This is a genomic window from Methylobacterium sp. E-005 (assembly GCF_022829725.1).
Lineage (GTDB): Bacteria > Pseudomonadota > Alphaproteobacteria > Rhizobiales > Beijerinckiaceae > Methylobacterium.
The window spans coordinates 39,221-54,186 of the sequence record NZ_JAKSYG010000239.1; the positions used below are offsets into that span (position 1 = coordinate 39,221).

General features: G+C 66.7%; 9 protein-coding genes. 6 read left to right on the forward strand and 3 right to left on the reverse strand.

Going from position 1 to position 14,966, the window contains the following annotated elements:
* Positions 1-97: 97 nt before the first annotated feature.
* From MKK88_RS29510 to MKK88_RS29525, 4 genes are all read left to right on the forward strand, one after another.
* A complete protein-coding gene (locus MKK88_RS29510) occupies positions 98-3,262 on the forward strand; it encodes an efflux RND transporter permease subunit (protein ID WP_244006399.1) in 3,165 nt (1,054 codons plus the stop codon).
* Positions 3,263-3,647: 385 nt separating this feature from the next.
* A complete protein-coding gene (locus tag MKK88_RS29515; RefSeq protein WP_244006407.1) occupies positions 3,648-4,640 on the forward strand; it encodes a DUF808 domain-containing protein in 993 nt (330 codons plus the stop codon).
* Positions 4,641-5,130: 490 nt separating this feature from the next.
* Positions 5,131-7,791, forward strand: a complete 2,661-nt coding sequence (locus MKK88_RS29520; protein ID WP_244006409.1) for an MHYT domain-containing protein — start codon at positions 5,131-5,133, stop codon at positions 7,789-7,791.
* 390 nt (positions 7,792-8,181) lie between these two features.
* Positions 8,182-9,183: a mechanosensitive ion channel family protein gene (locus MKK88_RS29525; RefSeq protein ID WP_244006410.1), complete on the forward strand. Its 1,002-nt coding sequence runs from the start codon at positions 8,182-8,184 to the stop codon at positions 9,181-9,183.
* On the opposite strand, the gene MKK88_RS34345 is transcribed toward MKK88_RS29525, so the two are convergent.
* Positions 9,177-9,368, reverse strand: coding sequence for a carbohydrate porin (locus MKK88_RS34345; RefSeq protein WP_409566727.1), 192 nt, complete (start codon positions 9,366-9,368; stop codon positions 9,177-9,179). The two genes, MKK88_RS29525 and MKK88_RS34345, sit on opposite strands and share 7 nt — an antisense overlap.
* Positions 9,369-10,655: 1,287 nt before the next feature.
* On the opposite strand from MKK88_RS34345, the gene MKK88_RS29530 reads away from it, so the two are divergent.
* Complete coding sequence (locus MKK88_RS29530) at positions 10,656-10,877, forward strand: hypothetical protein (protein WP_244006412.1); 222 nt, start codon at positions 10,656-10,658, stop codon at positions 10,875-10,877.
* 203 nt (positions 10,878-11,080) lie between these two features.
* Here the strand turns inward: MKK88_RS29530 and MKK88_RS29535 are convergent, their stop codons facing one another.
* A complete protein-coding gene (locus MKK88_RS29535) occupies positions 11,081-11,290 on the reverse strand; it encodes a hypothetical protein (protein WP_244006414.1) in 210 nt (69 codons plus the stop codon).
* A gap of 1,543 nt (positions 11,291-12,833) precedes the next feature.
* Between MKK88_RS29535 and MKK88_RS29540 the strand changes: the two genes are divergently transcribed.
* Entirely contained in the window at positions 12,834-13,748 is a 915-nt protein-coding gene (locus tag MKK88_RS29540; protein WP_091716222.1) for a manganese catalase family protein, read from the forward strand.
* Between the two features lie 457 nt (positions 13,749-14,205).
* Here MKK88_RS29540 and MKK88_RS29550 read toward each other — a convergent pair whose 3' ends face one another.
* Positions 14,206-14,388 carry a hypothetical protein gene (locus tag MKK88_RS29550; RefSeq protein ID WP_244006422.1) on the reverse strand — a complete coding sequence of 61 codons (183 nt, stop codon included), beginning with the start codon at positions 14,386-14,388 and terminating at the stop codon, positions 14,206-14,208.
* Positions 14,389-14,966: the final 578 nt, after the last annotated feature.

The following is a 14,966-nucleotide window of genomic DNA, read 5'->3' on the forward strand; positions in this document are numbered from 1 at the left end:
AGGCGCCCCCTGGCGCCGAACCGGACTAGGGAACACGCGAAATTGACTGGCGTTGCATGCCCGGTCCCCGCGACCACCGAGCGATTCCCGAGGACCGATGTTCGCCCGCTTCGTCGACCGGCCCATCCTGGCGGGCGTGATCTCCGTGCTGATCACCCTGATCGGCGCGGTGGCCGGCCTCACCCTGCCGATCGCGCAGTTCCCCGAGATCGCCCCGCCGATCATCAACGTCCAGGCGACCTATCCGGGCGCCAGCGCGCAGCAGGCCTACGACGCGGTGACGACGCCGCTGGAGCAGGAGATCAACGGCGCGCAGCACCTCCTCTACATCGCCTCGACCAGCAACACCGACGGCAGCGTCAACCTCGACGCGACCTTCGAGATCGGGTCCGACCTCGATGCCGCCGCCGCCGAGGTGCTCACCCGCGCCAACCGCGCGGAGGCGAAGCTCCCGGCCTCGGTGCGCGCGCAGGGGCTGGAGATCCAGAAGAGCACGCGCCAGCAGCTCGGCAACATCGTCCTCTACGCCGAGGAGGGCTCGCCCTACGACGAACTGTTCCTGGCGAACTGGGCCGAGACGCAGGTGATCAAGCCCCTGCGGCGGGTCTCCGGCATGGGGCGGATCCAGAACTTCTCCCAGAAGCGCTACGCCATGCGGCTGTGGCTCGATCCGGTGAAGATGGAGGCGCTGGCGATCAGCCCCGATGCGGTGATCAAGGCGGTGAGCCAGCAGAACGAGCAGATCACCACCGGGTCACTCGGCAAGCCGCCGACCGACGGCACGCCGACCCCCTTCGAGTTGCAGGTGGTCACGCAGGGGCGGCTGAGCCAGCCGCAGGAATTCGCCAACATCCTGCTGCGGGCCAATCCCGACGGGTCGGTGGTGCGGGTCCGGGACGTGGCGCGGGTGGAACTCGGCTCGGAGCAGTACGGCGTCCGCTCCAGCTTCGACGGGAAACCCTCCGCGACCCTCGGCCTCTACCAGACGCCCGGCGCCAACGCGGTCCAGGTCATGGACGGCGTGAAGGCGACGATGGAGGAACTCGCCCGCCGCTTCCCGCCGGGCCTCAAGTACAAGATCGCCCTCGACCGCACCGAGTTCGTCCGAGAGGCGATCACCGAGGTGGTGCACACCCTGTTCGAGGCCCTCGCCCTCGTCATCGTCGTCACCTACCTGTTCCTGCAGAACTGGCGGGCGACGCTCATCCCGTCCATCGCCGTCCCCGTGGCGCTGGTGGGCACCTTCGGGCCGATGGCCCTGCTCGGCTTCTCCTTCAACACGTTGAGCCTGCTCGGCCTGGTGCTGGCGGTCGGCCTCGTGGTCGATGACGCCATCATCGTGGTGGAGAATACCGAACGGCTGATGGATGAGGGGATGGCGCCCCGGGACGCCTCCCGCGAGGCGGTGAACGAGGTGGCGGGCCCGGTCATCGCCACCACCCTGGTGCTGGCGGCCCTGTTCGTGCCGGTGGCCTTCATCCCCGGGCTCACCGGCCAGCTCTACAACCAGTTCGCCCTCACCATCGCGATCTCCGTGATGATCTCGGCGGTGGTCTCCCTGACCCTCACCCCGGCGCTCTGCGGCCTGATCCTGAAGCACCGGGCCGAAGGATCGGACCGGCGCGAAAGCCGGTGGAAGGCGCCGCTCCGCTGGTTCAACCGCACCCTGGAGGCGAGCGCGAACGTCCTCACCCGGGTGATCGGCGCGCTGAGCCGTCACCTCGTGATCGTCGGGCTGACTTTCCTCGCCTTCGCGGCGCTCACCGTCCTCCTCGTGATGCAGCGCCCGACCGGCTTCGTCCCCAACGAGGACCAGGGCTACTTCTTCGCCGACGTCGCCCTGCCGAAGGGCGCCTCGGTCGCCCGGACGGACGCGATGGTCGAGCGCCTGGGCAAGGCCCTGCGCGACATGCCCGAGGCGGACCACACGATCGGCGTCATAGGGCGCAGCATCCTCGCCGACGCGGTGGCCCCGTTCTACGGCTTCCAGATCCCGGTCTTGAAGCCCTGGGGCGAGCGCGCGGCCTCGGCGGACGACATCATCGCCCGGGTGCAGAAGGAGTTCCGGCGCGACCCGGCCGGGCAGGTGCGGGTGGTGAACCCCTCGCCCCTGCCGGGCCTCGGCACCCGCAGCGGCCTGACCCTGGAGATCCAGGATCGCAGCGGCGCAGGCGGCCTCAAGCTCGCCCAGGCGGCGCAACGCTTCATCGACGAACTGACGAAGAGTCCGAACATCGCCCAGGCGCTCCCGACCACGAGCTACGGCGTGCCGCAGATCCGGCTGGAGATCGACCGGGCCAAGGCCGAGCAGCTCGGCGTACCGCTCCAGAACCTGTTCGACGCGCTGGGAACCTATGTCGGGTCGAGCTTCGTGAACCTCTTCAACCGCTTCGGCTTCGTCTACCAGGTTTACGTACAGAGCGAGGCCGCGGGTCGCCGGACGATCCAGGACCTCGAAGCCCTGCCGGTCTTGAACGGGCGCGGGGAGCCCGTGCGTATCGGCTCCCTGGTGCGGGCGGAATTCACCACCGGCCCGACGGCGGTCCTGTCCTACAACACCTACCCCGCCATCGAGGTGGCGATCGAGGTGGCCGAGAGCGCGAGTTCGGGCACCGTGCTCAAGGAGGTCGAGGCCCTGGCCAAGGACCGCCTCCCCGGCGATTTCGCCGTGGAATGGACCGATGTCGCCTATCAGGAGAAGGTCGCGGGAGGCTTCGCGCCACTGATCTTCGGCCTCGGCGTGCTGATGATCTTCCTCCTGCTCGCCGGGCAGTACGAGTCCCTGCGCCTGCCCTTCGTGATCCTGCTGGCGACGCCGATCGCGATCTTCGGCGCCGTGGGGTCGCTGGCTTTGCGCGGCCTCGCCCTCGACATCTTCGGGCAGATCGGCCTCCTGCTGCTGGTGGGCTTGGCGGCCAAGAACGCGATCCTGCTCGTCTCCTTCGCCGAGGATCTGCGGCGGCAGGGGGAGGACGCGCTGAAGGCGGCCCAGGACGCTGCGCGCCTTCGGATGCGCCCGATCCTCATGACCTCCTTCGCCTTCATCATGGGCTCGATCCCGCTGGCCATCGCCAGCGGCGCGGGGGCGAACGCCCGGGTCTCCATGGGCACGGTGGTGATCGGCGGCCTCATCGTGGCGACCTTCATCACCCTGTTCATCACCCCGACTTTCTACGTCGCCTTCGAGCGTCTGTTCGGCGCAGACAGACCCGCCGCTGATGCAACGTCAGGGAACGGAGGCCGTGTGCAACCGGCCGAATAAGCCGACAGGTCGGTCGGCAAGCTCGTCCGCCCTGCGATCCGACTGATCCACACCGACACGATCCGTCAGCCGGCTGGTCGCCCCAGGCGATCCCATGTTTGCCGCCGATTTGGATGCGAACGCTCCGGGTCGGCGCGCCTTGATTGGGCGCGGCGCGAAGCCGCAGGCATCCAGAAGGCGTCGAAAACGCGCGCGCTCAGCATCGGCCTGCCGAATGCGCCGATAAACCCATTCGTCGCGCCGACATGGGGCCCGCCTACGCGGAGCAGGATCCCGCGTCAGAACCTGACGGCCTGCGGCGCTCATCCCGACCCGCGGGTCCGATGGATCAAACGGTGCCGACAATCGTCTGTCTGAAGGAGTTTTCGCCAGCGGGGGTGGGGTTGTGACTGTCGGACTGATCGCCCTGCTGGACGACGTCGCCTTCATGGTCCGGACGGCGGCGGCCTCCCTCGACGACGTGGCGGGCCAGGCTGCGCGCGCGGGAACCAAAGCCGCTGGCGTCGTCATCGATGATGCTGCGGTCACGCCCCGGTACGTCGTCGGGTTTGCCGCCGAGCGGGAATTGCCCATCGTCGGCAAGATCGCCCTCGGGTCGCTGCGCAACAAGCTCCTGTTCCTGTTGCCCGGTGCCCTCGCCCTGAGCGCCTTCGCGCCGTGGGCGATCACGCCGCTCCTGATGCTGGGCGGCGCGTACCTCTGCTACGAAGGCACCGAGAAGGTGTACGAGACCCTGGTCCCCCATGGAGCCCATGGACACGGCGCGGACGACCAGAGTGCCGCGGGAGACGACCAAGCTCGGGAAGACCGCCGCGTCGCGAGCGCGATCAAGACGGATTTCATCCTCTCAGCCGAAATCATGGCCATAACCCTCGCGGCTTTGCCGGAGGGCAGCGTCTGGATGCGGGCGGCTGTGCTCTCGATCGTCGCTGTGGGCATCACCGCGGGCGTCTACGGTTTGGTCGCGCTGATCGTGAAGGCCGATGACGCCGGCCTCGCGCTCGCCCGGAGCACCGCCGGGCCGCCCTTTGGAAGACTCATCCGCGGTCTCGGACGCGGCGTGGTCAGGGGGATGCCGATCCTGTTGAAGCTCCTCGCCCTCATCGGTACGGCGGCGATGATCTGGGTGGGCGGCGGAATTCTGATGCACGGGCTGGAAGCCTACGGCTTGTCAGCTCCGGCACACATCGCCCAACAGGCCGCGGAGATCGCCGCAGCGTCCCTGCCGGCCGCCAGCGGGGTCGTCGCGTGGCTCGTCACGGCGCTGGCATCGGGCCTGCTCGGATTGGTGGCGGGCGGACTTCTGATCCCGCTGACACGCTTTGTCCTGGCACCGACATGGCAAAGCCTGACGCGTGCTGGGCCTCAATCAGCCTGATCCCTGTGATTAAGGGAATTGAGGAACCTCAAGACCGACGGTTAACGTCTGCCGGTGCTTCGTTCGGCAGACTCATCTGGCGCATGTCCACTGGTCCAAAGCCGAATCATCATCAGCCTTGGTTGAGCATCGGCTCGTAAGCGGAAGCGCAACGCGTTGGCTGAACTGCACGAGGCCTGACAGGGAGCGACGATCACGTCCCCTCTTATGCCCCGTCGCTTGGAAGCAGACCGGCAGAGATCCACCCCGGGCGGTCGTCAGGCTCGCCTGACGGTGCCCATTCGTCGGTCCCGGGTTCCCGCGTTGAAGCGGTACCCGCGTGTTGTTCAGAGGGTCCGGCTGAGAGGGGAATGGGGTTCGGCCGTCATGCCGGACCAGGGCAGACATCATCCCCCCGCCGGCGCGCGGTCGAAAGGCGTCAGCACGCGCCTACATCGTTCGTCTGCCCGAAGCCCGCCGCGGCACGTCGTCTTTCCGGACCCGATCCCCCATGGTTCATACCGGCTACAATCCGGCTCTCGTCGTGCTGTCCGTGGTCATCGCGGTGTTCGCCTCCTACGCGGCGCTCGACCTCGGTGCGCGTGTGCGCAAGCCCGATGTCGGACCGCGCTGGGCCTGGGGCGCCGGCGCGGCGGTGGCGATGGGCGGCGGCATCTGGGCGATGCATTTCGTCGGCATGATCGCCTTCGAGATGGGCATGCCCGCCGCCTACGATCTGGGCCTGACACTCCTATCCCGGCTGATTGCCATCAGCGTGACCGCCATGGCCTTCGCGTGGGTGGCCGTGCGTGGAACCGGCGTGCGTGCGCTCTTCGTTGCCGGGCCGCTCATGGGCGTAGGCGTGGCCGCCATGCACTACACCGGCATGGCCGCGATGCGCGTTCCTGGAAATCTCGCCTTCGACCCCGCCATCGTCGCGGCTTCCGTGGTCATCGCGGTGACCGCAGCGACGGCCGCCCTATGGCTGACCTTCCGGCGCAACCGTCCCTGGCAGAAGGTCGCCGCCGCCTGCGTCATGGGCTTGGCGGTGGCGGGCATGCACTACACCGGCATGGCGGCAGCGACCTTCACCGCGGAGGAGGCCGGCGCCCACGCCGCGTATGCGACCGCCCTGGGAGCAAACCAGCAGAACCTCGCCCTCTCCGTGGCGGGCGTGACCTTCGTCATCCTGTTCCTGGCGATGATGGCGGGCTCGCTCGATCAGCGGCGCGTGCAGAGGCGCCTGCACGTGAGTGAGGCGCGCTTCCGCTCCGCGGTCCTCGCCGTCGATGGCGTGATGTGGACCGCCGACGCGGCCGGTGAGTTCATCGAGGAACAGCCTGGCTGGGAGCAAATCACCGGCCAGACCTTCGAGCAGTATCGCCGCGGCGGCTGGGCCACGGCCCTTCATCCCGACGACATACCCGTCACGGTGCATGCCTGGACCGAGGCGGTCCAGACCGGCGGCCACTACGCCGTCGAGCAGAGGCTTCGCGGCCGGGATGGCTTCTGGCGGCATTATGCGGTGCGCGCCGTGCCGGTGCGGGATACCGACGGGACGATCCGCGAATGGGTCGGCGTTCACGCGGACGTCACCGCCCGCCACCAGTACGAGACCGCGCTGCGTGAGGCCCGCGATGCGGCCGAGGGGGCCAACCGCGCCAAGAGCGCTTTCCTCGCCAACATGAGCCACGAGTTGCGCACGCCGCTCTCCGCTGTGATCGGTTACGCGGAGATGCTGCAGGAGGAAGCCGAAGACGCGGGCGAGGACGCCCTTCTGGGGGACCTCGGAAAGATCAAATCGAATGCCCAGCACCTGCTCGGCCTGATCAACGACGTGCTGGACCTGTCGAAGGTCGAGGCCGAGAAGATGGACGTCGCCGCGGAATCCTTCGATGTCGAGGCATTCTCCCGGGACGCGACCGGCACCGTCGAGGCCTTGGTGGCCAAGAAGGGCAACACCCTCATCCTCGACTTGGCCCCCGATCTCGGCAGAGCCCATACCGACGTGGTGAAGCTGCGTCAGTGCCTGTTCAACCTCATCGGCAACGCCGCCAAGTTCACCGAGAAGGGAACCGTGACGGTGCGGGTGCATCGCGAGGCGGATGCGGCAGGGGACCGGCTCGTCTTCGCCGTCGCGGATACCGGCATCGGCATGACGCCGGAGCAGGTCGCCGGGCTATTCCAGCGGTTCAAGCAGGCGGACGAGACCACCACCCGTCGCTTCGGCGGGACCGGCCTGGGCTTGGCCCTGACGAAGGCCTTCGCCCAACTCCTCGGCGGCGACGTCACCGTCGCGAGCGTCGAGGGTTCGGGGACGACGTTCACGCTGGCCGTCCCCGCTGCGTTGACCCCTGAGAGTGCGGATATCAGCACCGTGGGAATGGATGCCGTCGATGCGGCACACGACCCGACGGGCCGAAGCCTCATCCTGGTCGTCGACGACGAGGCCAGCCAGCGTGATCTGATGACACGGTTCCTCACCCGCCAAGGCTTCGCGGTCCGGACGGCGGCCGACGGGCGCAGCGGGCTGGAGCTTGCCCGGCAATTGGGCCCGGCGGCGATCCTGCTCGACGTGATGATGCCGGAGATCGACGGGTGGGCGGTCCTGACGCGTCTGAAGGACGACGTCGTTACCCGGGACATTCCCGTCGTCATGGTCAGCTTCGTCTCCGACGCAGCTCTCAGCTCATCCCTCGGCGCGGTGGGGTCGGTGCCCAAACCGGTCGATTGGGTTCGGCTGAAGGGTATTCTGGACCGGATCGGCGCGATCGAGCGGGCGGGCGACGTGCTCGTCGTGGATGACGATGCTGACATGCGCGATCGCCTGCGAACGGTGCTCGAACGCCATGGGTGGGCTGTGCGGGAGGCCGGCGACGGAGCCCAGGCCCTGGACCGGGTACGCATCGCCGTCCCACGCCTGATCCTGCTCGACCTGACCATGCCCGTCATGGACGGCTTTGCATTCCTGCGCGAAATGCGCGCCCTGCCGGACTGTGCGGAGGTGCCCGTGGTGGTGCTCAGTGCCCGGGATATCTCGGCTGGCGAACGCCGCGAACTGGCCGGGGCCGACCGGGTGTTGAAGAAGGGTGACGTCAGCCTGCGCGAGATCGCCGTGGAGGTCAGCCGCCTTGGACAATCCGTGGACGCACGGACGACGGCCGCGCCTTAGGCGGATCGTCAGCCCTCGTCAGGCGCGTTCAGCCAACTCAGCCGTTGCCCCCGCGCTCGGCAGGGCGCGCCGGGGCGGATGGCGGGGTCGGACGCGTCGGTGCCTATGATACCCCGGAGGAAAACCGTGAGGGACGCGGACTATGCCGCGCGCCTGCCCTTCCAACGGGGTTGCCATCCGTCCGCGACCTGACCGTCTGCGGCAAGCTCGCGATCGCCGGTGCCGGGGGTGGCGCCGGCCGTGGCCCCCGCGAAAGTGACCTGCGCGCCGGGGCACCGACATCCCGGCAGGTTCGTTCAGACGCAATGGCTCTGCCGGAATGGCGCTGGACAGACCCTCCGGTGCTCCTGGGTTGCCGATTCATGACGTTCCGCAACGGAGGGTGACAGGTTGCATTTGTTCGGGATCGACTGGGTCGGCGTGAATGCCGAGAACGGACGCAAGCTTGTCCTGTCCATCGCCTTCATCGCAATCATCGTCTGCGGCAGCTTGGGATTGCGCGGTCTGGTCGGGCTGATCCTGTCACGGTCAGACCATGCGAGCGTTCAGACTCGATTCTGGACGCGTCAGGGCGTCAGCCTCCTGGCGGCTGCACTGCTCATCCTAGGCCTGATGTCGATCTGGTTCGATGACCCGACCCGGCTGGCCACCGCCTTCGGCCTCGTCTCGGCGGGACTGGCCTTCGCCCTGCAGCAGGTCATCACCTCGCTGGCCGGCTACTTCGTCATCCTGCGCGGCGCGACCTTCACGGTCGGCGACCGTATCTCCATGGGTGGCGTGCGTGGCGATGTCATGCGCCTCGGCTTCATCCAGACCACGATCATGGAGATGGGGCAGCCACCCGCTGTCCAGGGTGCCGAGCCTGCGATGTGGGTGCGCAGCCGCCAGTTCACCGGCCGCATCGTCACGGTCAGCAACTCCAAAATCTTCTCGGATCCCGTTTACAACTACACCCGCGACTTCCCGTTCATATGGGAGGAGATTGCCATCCCGGTGAGCTACTCGGATGACCGGGCCCGGGCGGAGGCCATCCTGCTCGACGCCGCACGCCGGCATGCCATCGATCCGGCCTCGATGGCCGCCGAGGCCAAGGCGCGGCTGCAGGCCCGGTTCGGGGTCGAGCCGCTGGACCTCGAACCGCGGGTGTTCTGGCGCATCACCGACAACTGGCTTGAATTGAGCATCCGCTTCATCCTCGGGACCCACCAGATCCGCGGGGCCAAGGACGCAATGAGCCGGGATATCCTGGCCGGCTTCGACGCGGCCGGCATCGGCATCGCCTCGGCCACCTACGACATCGTCGGGATGCCACCCTTGCGGCTCGACGACCGCTTTGCCCGACGGATCGCTCCGGACGCGGTCTCGCCCGGACAGTCGACGCCGGATCAATAACGAACCGTGGTGCGCAGCCCGAAGACGAGGGCATCCCCGATCCGCGCGTATCTGGGCGCAGACGGATTCTGGATCCCTCCCGCGGGGCGAACGCTGTATTGGACAGGGGGCCGCAGGGACCATCCCGGTACGATCTGGGCCCGATAGTCGTCTCCAGCGGCCGCGCCCGTGGATCGGGTAGCCATTGGCGTGGAGGACCGTACGCTCCACGCCGGCGAGCCGCTCCAGGTCGGCGGTGACCTGCAAGTCGAGCCGTCCCACGTACAAGGCGCCGCGCTTCATGCCGCCCGTGGCGTTGCCGAGGAGCGCGCCGATACAGTCGAGGGTGTAGGTGATCCCAACGCGCGCCAGGAACGCGCCGGAGGATGCGCGTCGGCTCGCTGGGGCAAACCCTGCGTTCCGGGCTCGCTACCGCGGCCGCGGCCATCGACGCGCCGAGCCACGCGGTCCAGCGGCAGCTCCGGCACAAGCGGTTCGACACGACGAAGCGCCGCGGCCGATACGAGAAGCCCCCGCCTCGATCCACGCGCACCCCAAAGGGTTCAAGGCGCTGCGGGGGATCGCGGCCGCCCCGATTGCAAACCCCGCGACCTCGACATTGAGGGGCTGCGGATGGTGTTGCGTCAGCACGGGCGCGCCTTCGATGCGTTGAACCGCGGGGTGTAACAACGTGACAACATCATCCGGCCGGTCGCGGATGTCGTGACGCGCGGGGGGGATGGTGACAATGAGCCCGGCGGATTGAGCCAGCGGCTCGTATCATGGTCCGCGACGCGTCCAAGTGCCAAACCAGACACAGGGCAGGTTCCTCGGTAGAGTCCCTCGTGCAACTTCAGATCAACATTCACGAATTGTACAGTATGTGCTTGTTGTAATTCGAACGATCGGCGTAGCGGCCGTATTAACGGCTGTAGATCAAGTCTTGTCGGGTTTCGTTCGATGTATGAGCGCCGTGCGAAGCTGCGAGTGCAGGCCACGATTGAGGGGCATGCGGCTTTTCCCGGTGTGGAGGCCGAAGTTCGCTGCCTCGTAGTGAACCACTCGCCTGTGGGTGCCTGTCTCTCGTTCGTGCCGGGGACGGCGGTACCGCGCTACTTTAACCTCGCCATTGGGCATGAGCCCGCTGCATCACCCGTCCGCTTGGTTTGGAAGCGAGAGGATGCGGCTGGCGTAGCCTTCGTCGCACCCCGGTCGGTGCCGGACGTGATCCCGGGCTGATGTGACAACGTCCGGCACGATCAATGTCGGCAACCTCAAGCCCGTCTGGTTCAGAGGGCGCTATGGAGGCGGGCCGGATCCCGTGACGACGTGGTTCGGCCCTGCGCCGTTCGGCATCCGAGCCGGAGCGACCATCGTCATGTAGCGCGTCGCGTTGACGGCGCGGCGGCGGTGAGTGCTGAGCAACTAGCGGGCGAATAGCTGCGAGGAACACAGCGGGAGCGGGTACCTTTGCGGCGATGGAAGCGATCCCTATGCCCGACATCCTTGCCGCGCCGGGCGCAGCCCCGGGGCTCGCGCTGCTGTTCGTCTTCTCCGCGGGCACAGCGGCCATGATGCGGTGTCGCCAGGACCCCGACCGGTGCGCCGAGCGGGCGATCATCGTGCTCGTGCTGCCGCTCCCTATGGCGGTGCGCATGGTCGCCTTCAGACCTGTTGAGGCCGGTGATCGAGTCGAGGAGCGCGATGCGCGCTGAAGCCCGGGGCGCTGCCCACTTTGCGCATTCGGGCACGTGCGCGAGGCTGTCGCTGAGGGCAGCATGGCGGATCCTCTCAGGCGGCTCGGGTACCTCGAGAGGTACCCACCATCCTCGTGGAGGTGCTGATCCAACCCCTGCCGCGTGCGGTTCGCTTGGTAGCGTTGTCCCAGCGGGCCAGCGCTGAGGCGATTATCCACCTGTTAGGCCCTGCGCATCGCCTGCGCCTGCAGGCGCTCGGCCTCTTCCTGCCATGCGTCGCGCTCGGTTCGCATCGCCTCCACGAGGGCGTGCATGTTCCCGGCGTCAATCGCGGTCTCGACGAGCATGTCCTGAGCCGACGCCAGTTGCTGGCGAAGCTCGGCGTTCTCAGTCACCAGCGCCAGCAGTAAGGCGGTCATGACATCGCCCATTCCTGCTCCCGCGCACCCTAAGGCAGAGCGTTTAGCCGGGCTCAAGCTTGGCCGCAATCGCGTCCGATCACCACGGCGCACCGAAGGGACTACTCGCCCGTTGTGCCAACGCCTCGCGTACGTGGCGCTGTGCGCACCTGATCGATCTCGTTTGGACCTAGGCTGGCCACTCCGTAGAGCGGATCACCTCCGCGCTTCTGCGCCTGCCGGCGACGCTGCAGGACGACCAAGCCTGAAGCCACGACTGCGATCATGAAGATCGCGAACGCGATGAGCCTCCAGTCCTCCATCGCGCCACCCCCTCGGATTAGTGACTCGGATCAGTGTAGCGCGCAGCGTCTGAACTTCCCGTAGGTGCGGCAAGTCGGCATCGCCAGGCAGAGATAGAGGGTCTGGAATCATCGCGACTGCGTCGGCGAGGCCGCACCAAGGTGAGGTGTATCGGGCCCCGGTGCTGCGCTTCCGGTGCGCGGCCGGAGCCGATCACTGGACCGTTGCAGGTGCAGAAGGTGAATGAAATCTGCTTCCGAAACGCCTTCGGGATCTGAGCGGCTTTGTTCAGTGATCGACACCATCGCGGCGAGTGGCCGCCCGATGAGCTTGGCGGCGGTGCAACCGAGGTGCGTGGCCCTGAGGGGCGAGCGAGGCGGGATACGGTTCGACAGCCCGCTGGGTCGGCCCGCTCAGGAGCGCACCAAACAGGCCTCCAGGTCTGTACCCTTGCGCGGCCACGATCCTATTTGCCTCTTCGACACTCATATCACAGGCGCTCGTCATGCCTTGAAGGGCGCCAAGAGCGCGCTCGTATTCGGGGAGATTGGTGCAGCCTGGTGAAGTCCAGGCCCTAGCCGGAACGGGACCCGCTAGCCCGGCAACAAGAGCAGCAAACGCCAGGCTTGTTTTGAACCCCACAGCCAACTCTCCACCGTTTCCTATGTCCAATAACGGTGGCCATAGATCTCACGATCCCAACCGCATCATGTGGCCAAAAGGACCAGCGCGACGGATCTCGCAACTTACCTCGACCAGCGCAGGGGGGGGGCGTTCGCGAGGAATGTCGGCAGCGCTGCGGGTGGCCTGGAACGACAACGGCGCAGCAACCCGTGAGGTCACTGCGCCGCTGGATCGGGCCGCCTGAGGGGGCGATGACGGCCGCAAGGAAGTGGGTACGCTCAGCTTGGCCTTCGCGAAGTGCGCATCGGCACATCCACCCGCATGTGGCTCGGCGGTGACACGCATCGACGACCACCTGTGGACGGCGCCGAGTGCCCCTGATTGGTCAAGATTCAAGGGCGAACGTGGGTCGTTCACTCGATGCGGCCTTGCCATGTTCGCCAGCCCTCACGCCTTCGTCCGCTACCATCGCGAGCGCTTCGCAGTGCTCCTCTCCTCGGCCCTGTTCCTAGCGGGCGCGCTGCCCTTATTCTGGGCCATCGCCTAGACCTTCGAGCTCCCTAGCGGTGGCCCTCGTAAAGCGTTGCGGAACGATTGGGCCCCACGGACACATGCCCTACTGCGCACCCTGCGCCGTGGAGCCGCTCGCATGTTCATGAAGATCGACCGTCTTTTGACGGAGCTGCCCGAGCCGAAGAAGCCCGAGCCGAATGCCGCTGCGGCCCTGCAGGAGTTGCTCGGCGGTAAGTACGGCGAAATGTCGACCCTCGGCAACTACATGTTTCAGAGTTTCAATTTTCGCAACAAGGAGAAGCTGCGGCCGTTCTACAGTCTCGTGTCGAGCATCTTCGCCGAAGAAATTGGACACGTCGAACTAGTCTCGAATGGCATCGCCATGCTGAACAATGGGCCTGGCAATCCCAAGAAGAATGTCGACATCTCGAAGGCGCCCTTCGAGGACATGCAGGATATCCGGCTCGCCGGGAGTTTCCTGTCGAATGGCGGCGGCGCCATGCCAATGAACGCGAATGCGGCGTCCTGGAATATGGACATGGTCACGACGACCGGGAACCTGATCATCGACCTCCTGCACAACTTCCACCTGGAGTGCGGCGCGCGCATTCACAAGTTGCGCGTCTATGAGACGATGACGGAACCGACCGGGCGTGAGGTATGTGGCTATCTGCTCGTCCGCGGCTCCCTGCACGCCCACGCTTACGCCCTGGCCCTCAAGAAGCTGACCGGCGTCGAGATCGAGAAGATGCTGCCGACGCCGAACATCGACCTGTCGCGTGTGCCGGAGTGTCAGAAGTACCTCGATGAGGGCAAGCACCGCCGGCTCTACACGTTCAGCCCGGACGACTACGCCGAGGCTGCGGGCGTCTGGTCGAACGACGAAGTGGCGCTGCCGGGCGACCCGCCGGGCAATCTGGAAGTCGTCGATGGGGCGCCGGAGGGCGGTAAGATCCCAGAGCTGGATGGTAATTACGGCGCCTTCGCACCGGATTATGCCCCGGAGGAGATCTTCGAGATCGCAAGCAAGCTCTACAAGAAGGGGCGCTAAGCCGATCGAGCGCAGCGTCGAGGGTAGGGGGGCCCCGCGGGTATGGATCCGCGGGGCAGCTGTCAGATCACTTGCCGCTCGGGGCCGCGCCGCTGCCGGTGGCACCGTTGCCCGTACCACTGCCTGCAGGCGCTCCAGGCGTGCTGACGGGTGGGCCGCCGCTAGTGCCGGGCCCCGTGCCCGTGCTCATCGTGCCGGTGCCCATTGAGCTGCTCCCGCCCTCCATGGTTTTCTCGGAGCTGCTCTTTACCGAGCCCGGGTTGTTCATGTTGCCTTGGGCACTGCCGCCGCCGGTTGCCGTCTGAGCTACGGCGGCGCTGGAGACCGCAGTTGCGAGCGCGGTCGCCAGGATCAGTATCTTCATCGACATGGATGTTCCTCCAGACTGATCAGCTCGATCGGTCAGAGGTTGAACTTCATTGCGATCGCCATCGTTCTGGCACCCGCGGGAGTCTGGTTACAAATCCCGCGCACGTCGCAGCTTGAGGGCCAGGATCAGGGCGCCAGGCCAGAACACGAGGCTGAGACAAGCGATCGGGCCGATAGGCCGGCCTTTCCACCAAACGATGATCACCGGCAGGAACAAGCCCGGGATCGCCGCGGCGAGGAGGGCCCAGAATTGAAGATCTGATAGGTCCATGCGTGATGCGTCGCAGCCTTATGCTGCTACGTTCCCGTTCTTCTCGAAGGCATGAGGCGGCTCACTCCGGGTGTCTCGCATCGCGGTTTTGCGAGCAAGTCATCCGAATCGGTCGACCCACCGCGATCGATCTGTGCCGCACACGCTTGCGTCGTTGCGCATCCCGTTTTGTTCGGGCTCAGGACGTGCCGATCTATCGCCTCGAGTGCGTCCGACGCTTCAGGACCGGGCATGCCGGGGCCGTTGTCGATGACGTCGCGCTCAGCGCGAACAGGCCTGATGAAGCGATCGCGTTGGCTGCGCTGTATCGCTGCTCGACCCCGGGGATGACGCTGAGCGTCGCTGTATTCCGTGATGAGACAGGCGCACCGATCTGGCCCCATCGAACTCTCAGTCCCGAGGACCTCGACGAACAACAAAACACCCCAGAAGCGGGAGCTCCCAGGGTGCTGCCGATCGAGCGGCCAGTTTGATCAGGCTGGAGATGCGAAGGTCAGCCGGACGGCTGCTCTTCGGCGGCGGAGAGCGATGAGGAGGACCAACGACCCCGCGCTCGCCGCCGCATCTCCCGGCACGGA

Coding starts and splice junctions, on each gene's coding strand:
- MKK88_RS29540 (WP_091716222.1), top strand. CDS start 12,834: ATGTTCATGAAGATCGACCGTCTTTTGACGGAGCTGCCCGAGCCGAAG.
- MKK88_RS29530 (WP_244006412.1), top strand. CDS start 10,656: ATGCCCGACATCCTTGCCGCGCCGGGCGCAGCCCCGGGGCTCGCGCTG.
- MKK88_RS29510 (WP_244006399.1), top strand. CDS start 98: ATGTTCGCCCGCTTCGTCGACCGGCCCATCCTGGCGGGCGTGATCTCC.
- MKK88_RS34345 (WP_409566727.1), bottom strand. CDS start 9,368: ATGGCTACCCGATCCACGGGCGCGGCCGCTGGAGACGACTATCGGGCC.
- MKK88_RS29550 (WP_244006422.1), bottom strand. CDS start 14,388: ATGGACCTATCAGATCTTCAATTCTGGGCCCTCCTCGCCGCGGCGATC.
- MKK88_RS29535 (WP_244006414.1), bottom strand. CDS start 11,290: ATGGGCGATGTCATGACCGCCTTACTGCTGGCGCTGGTGACTGAGAAC.
- MKK88_RS29520 (WP_244006409.1), top strand. CDS start 5,131: ATGGTTCATACCGGCTACAATCCGGCTCTCGTCGTGCTGTCCGTGGTC.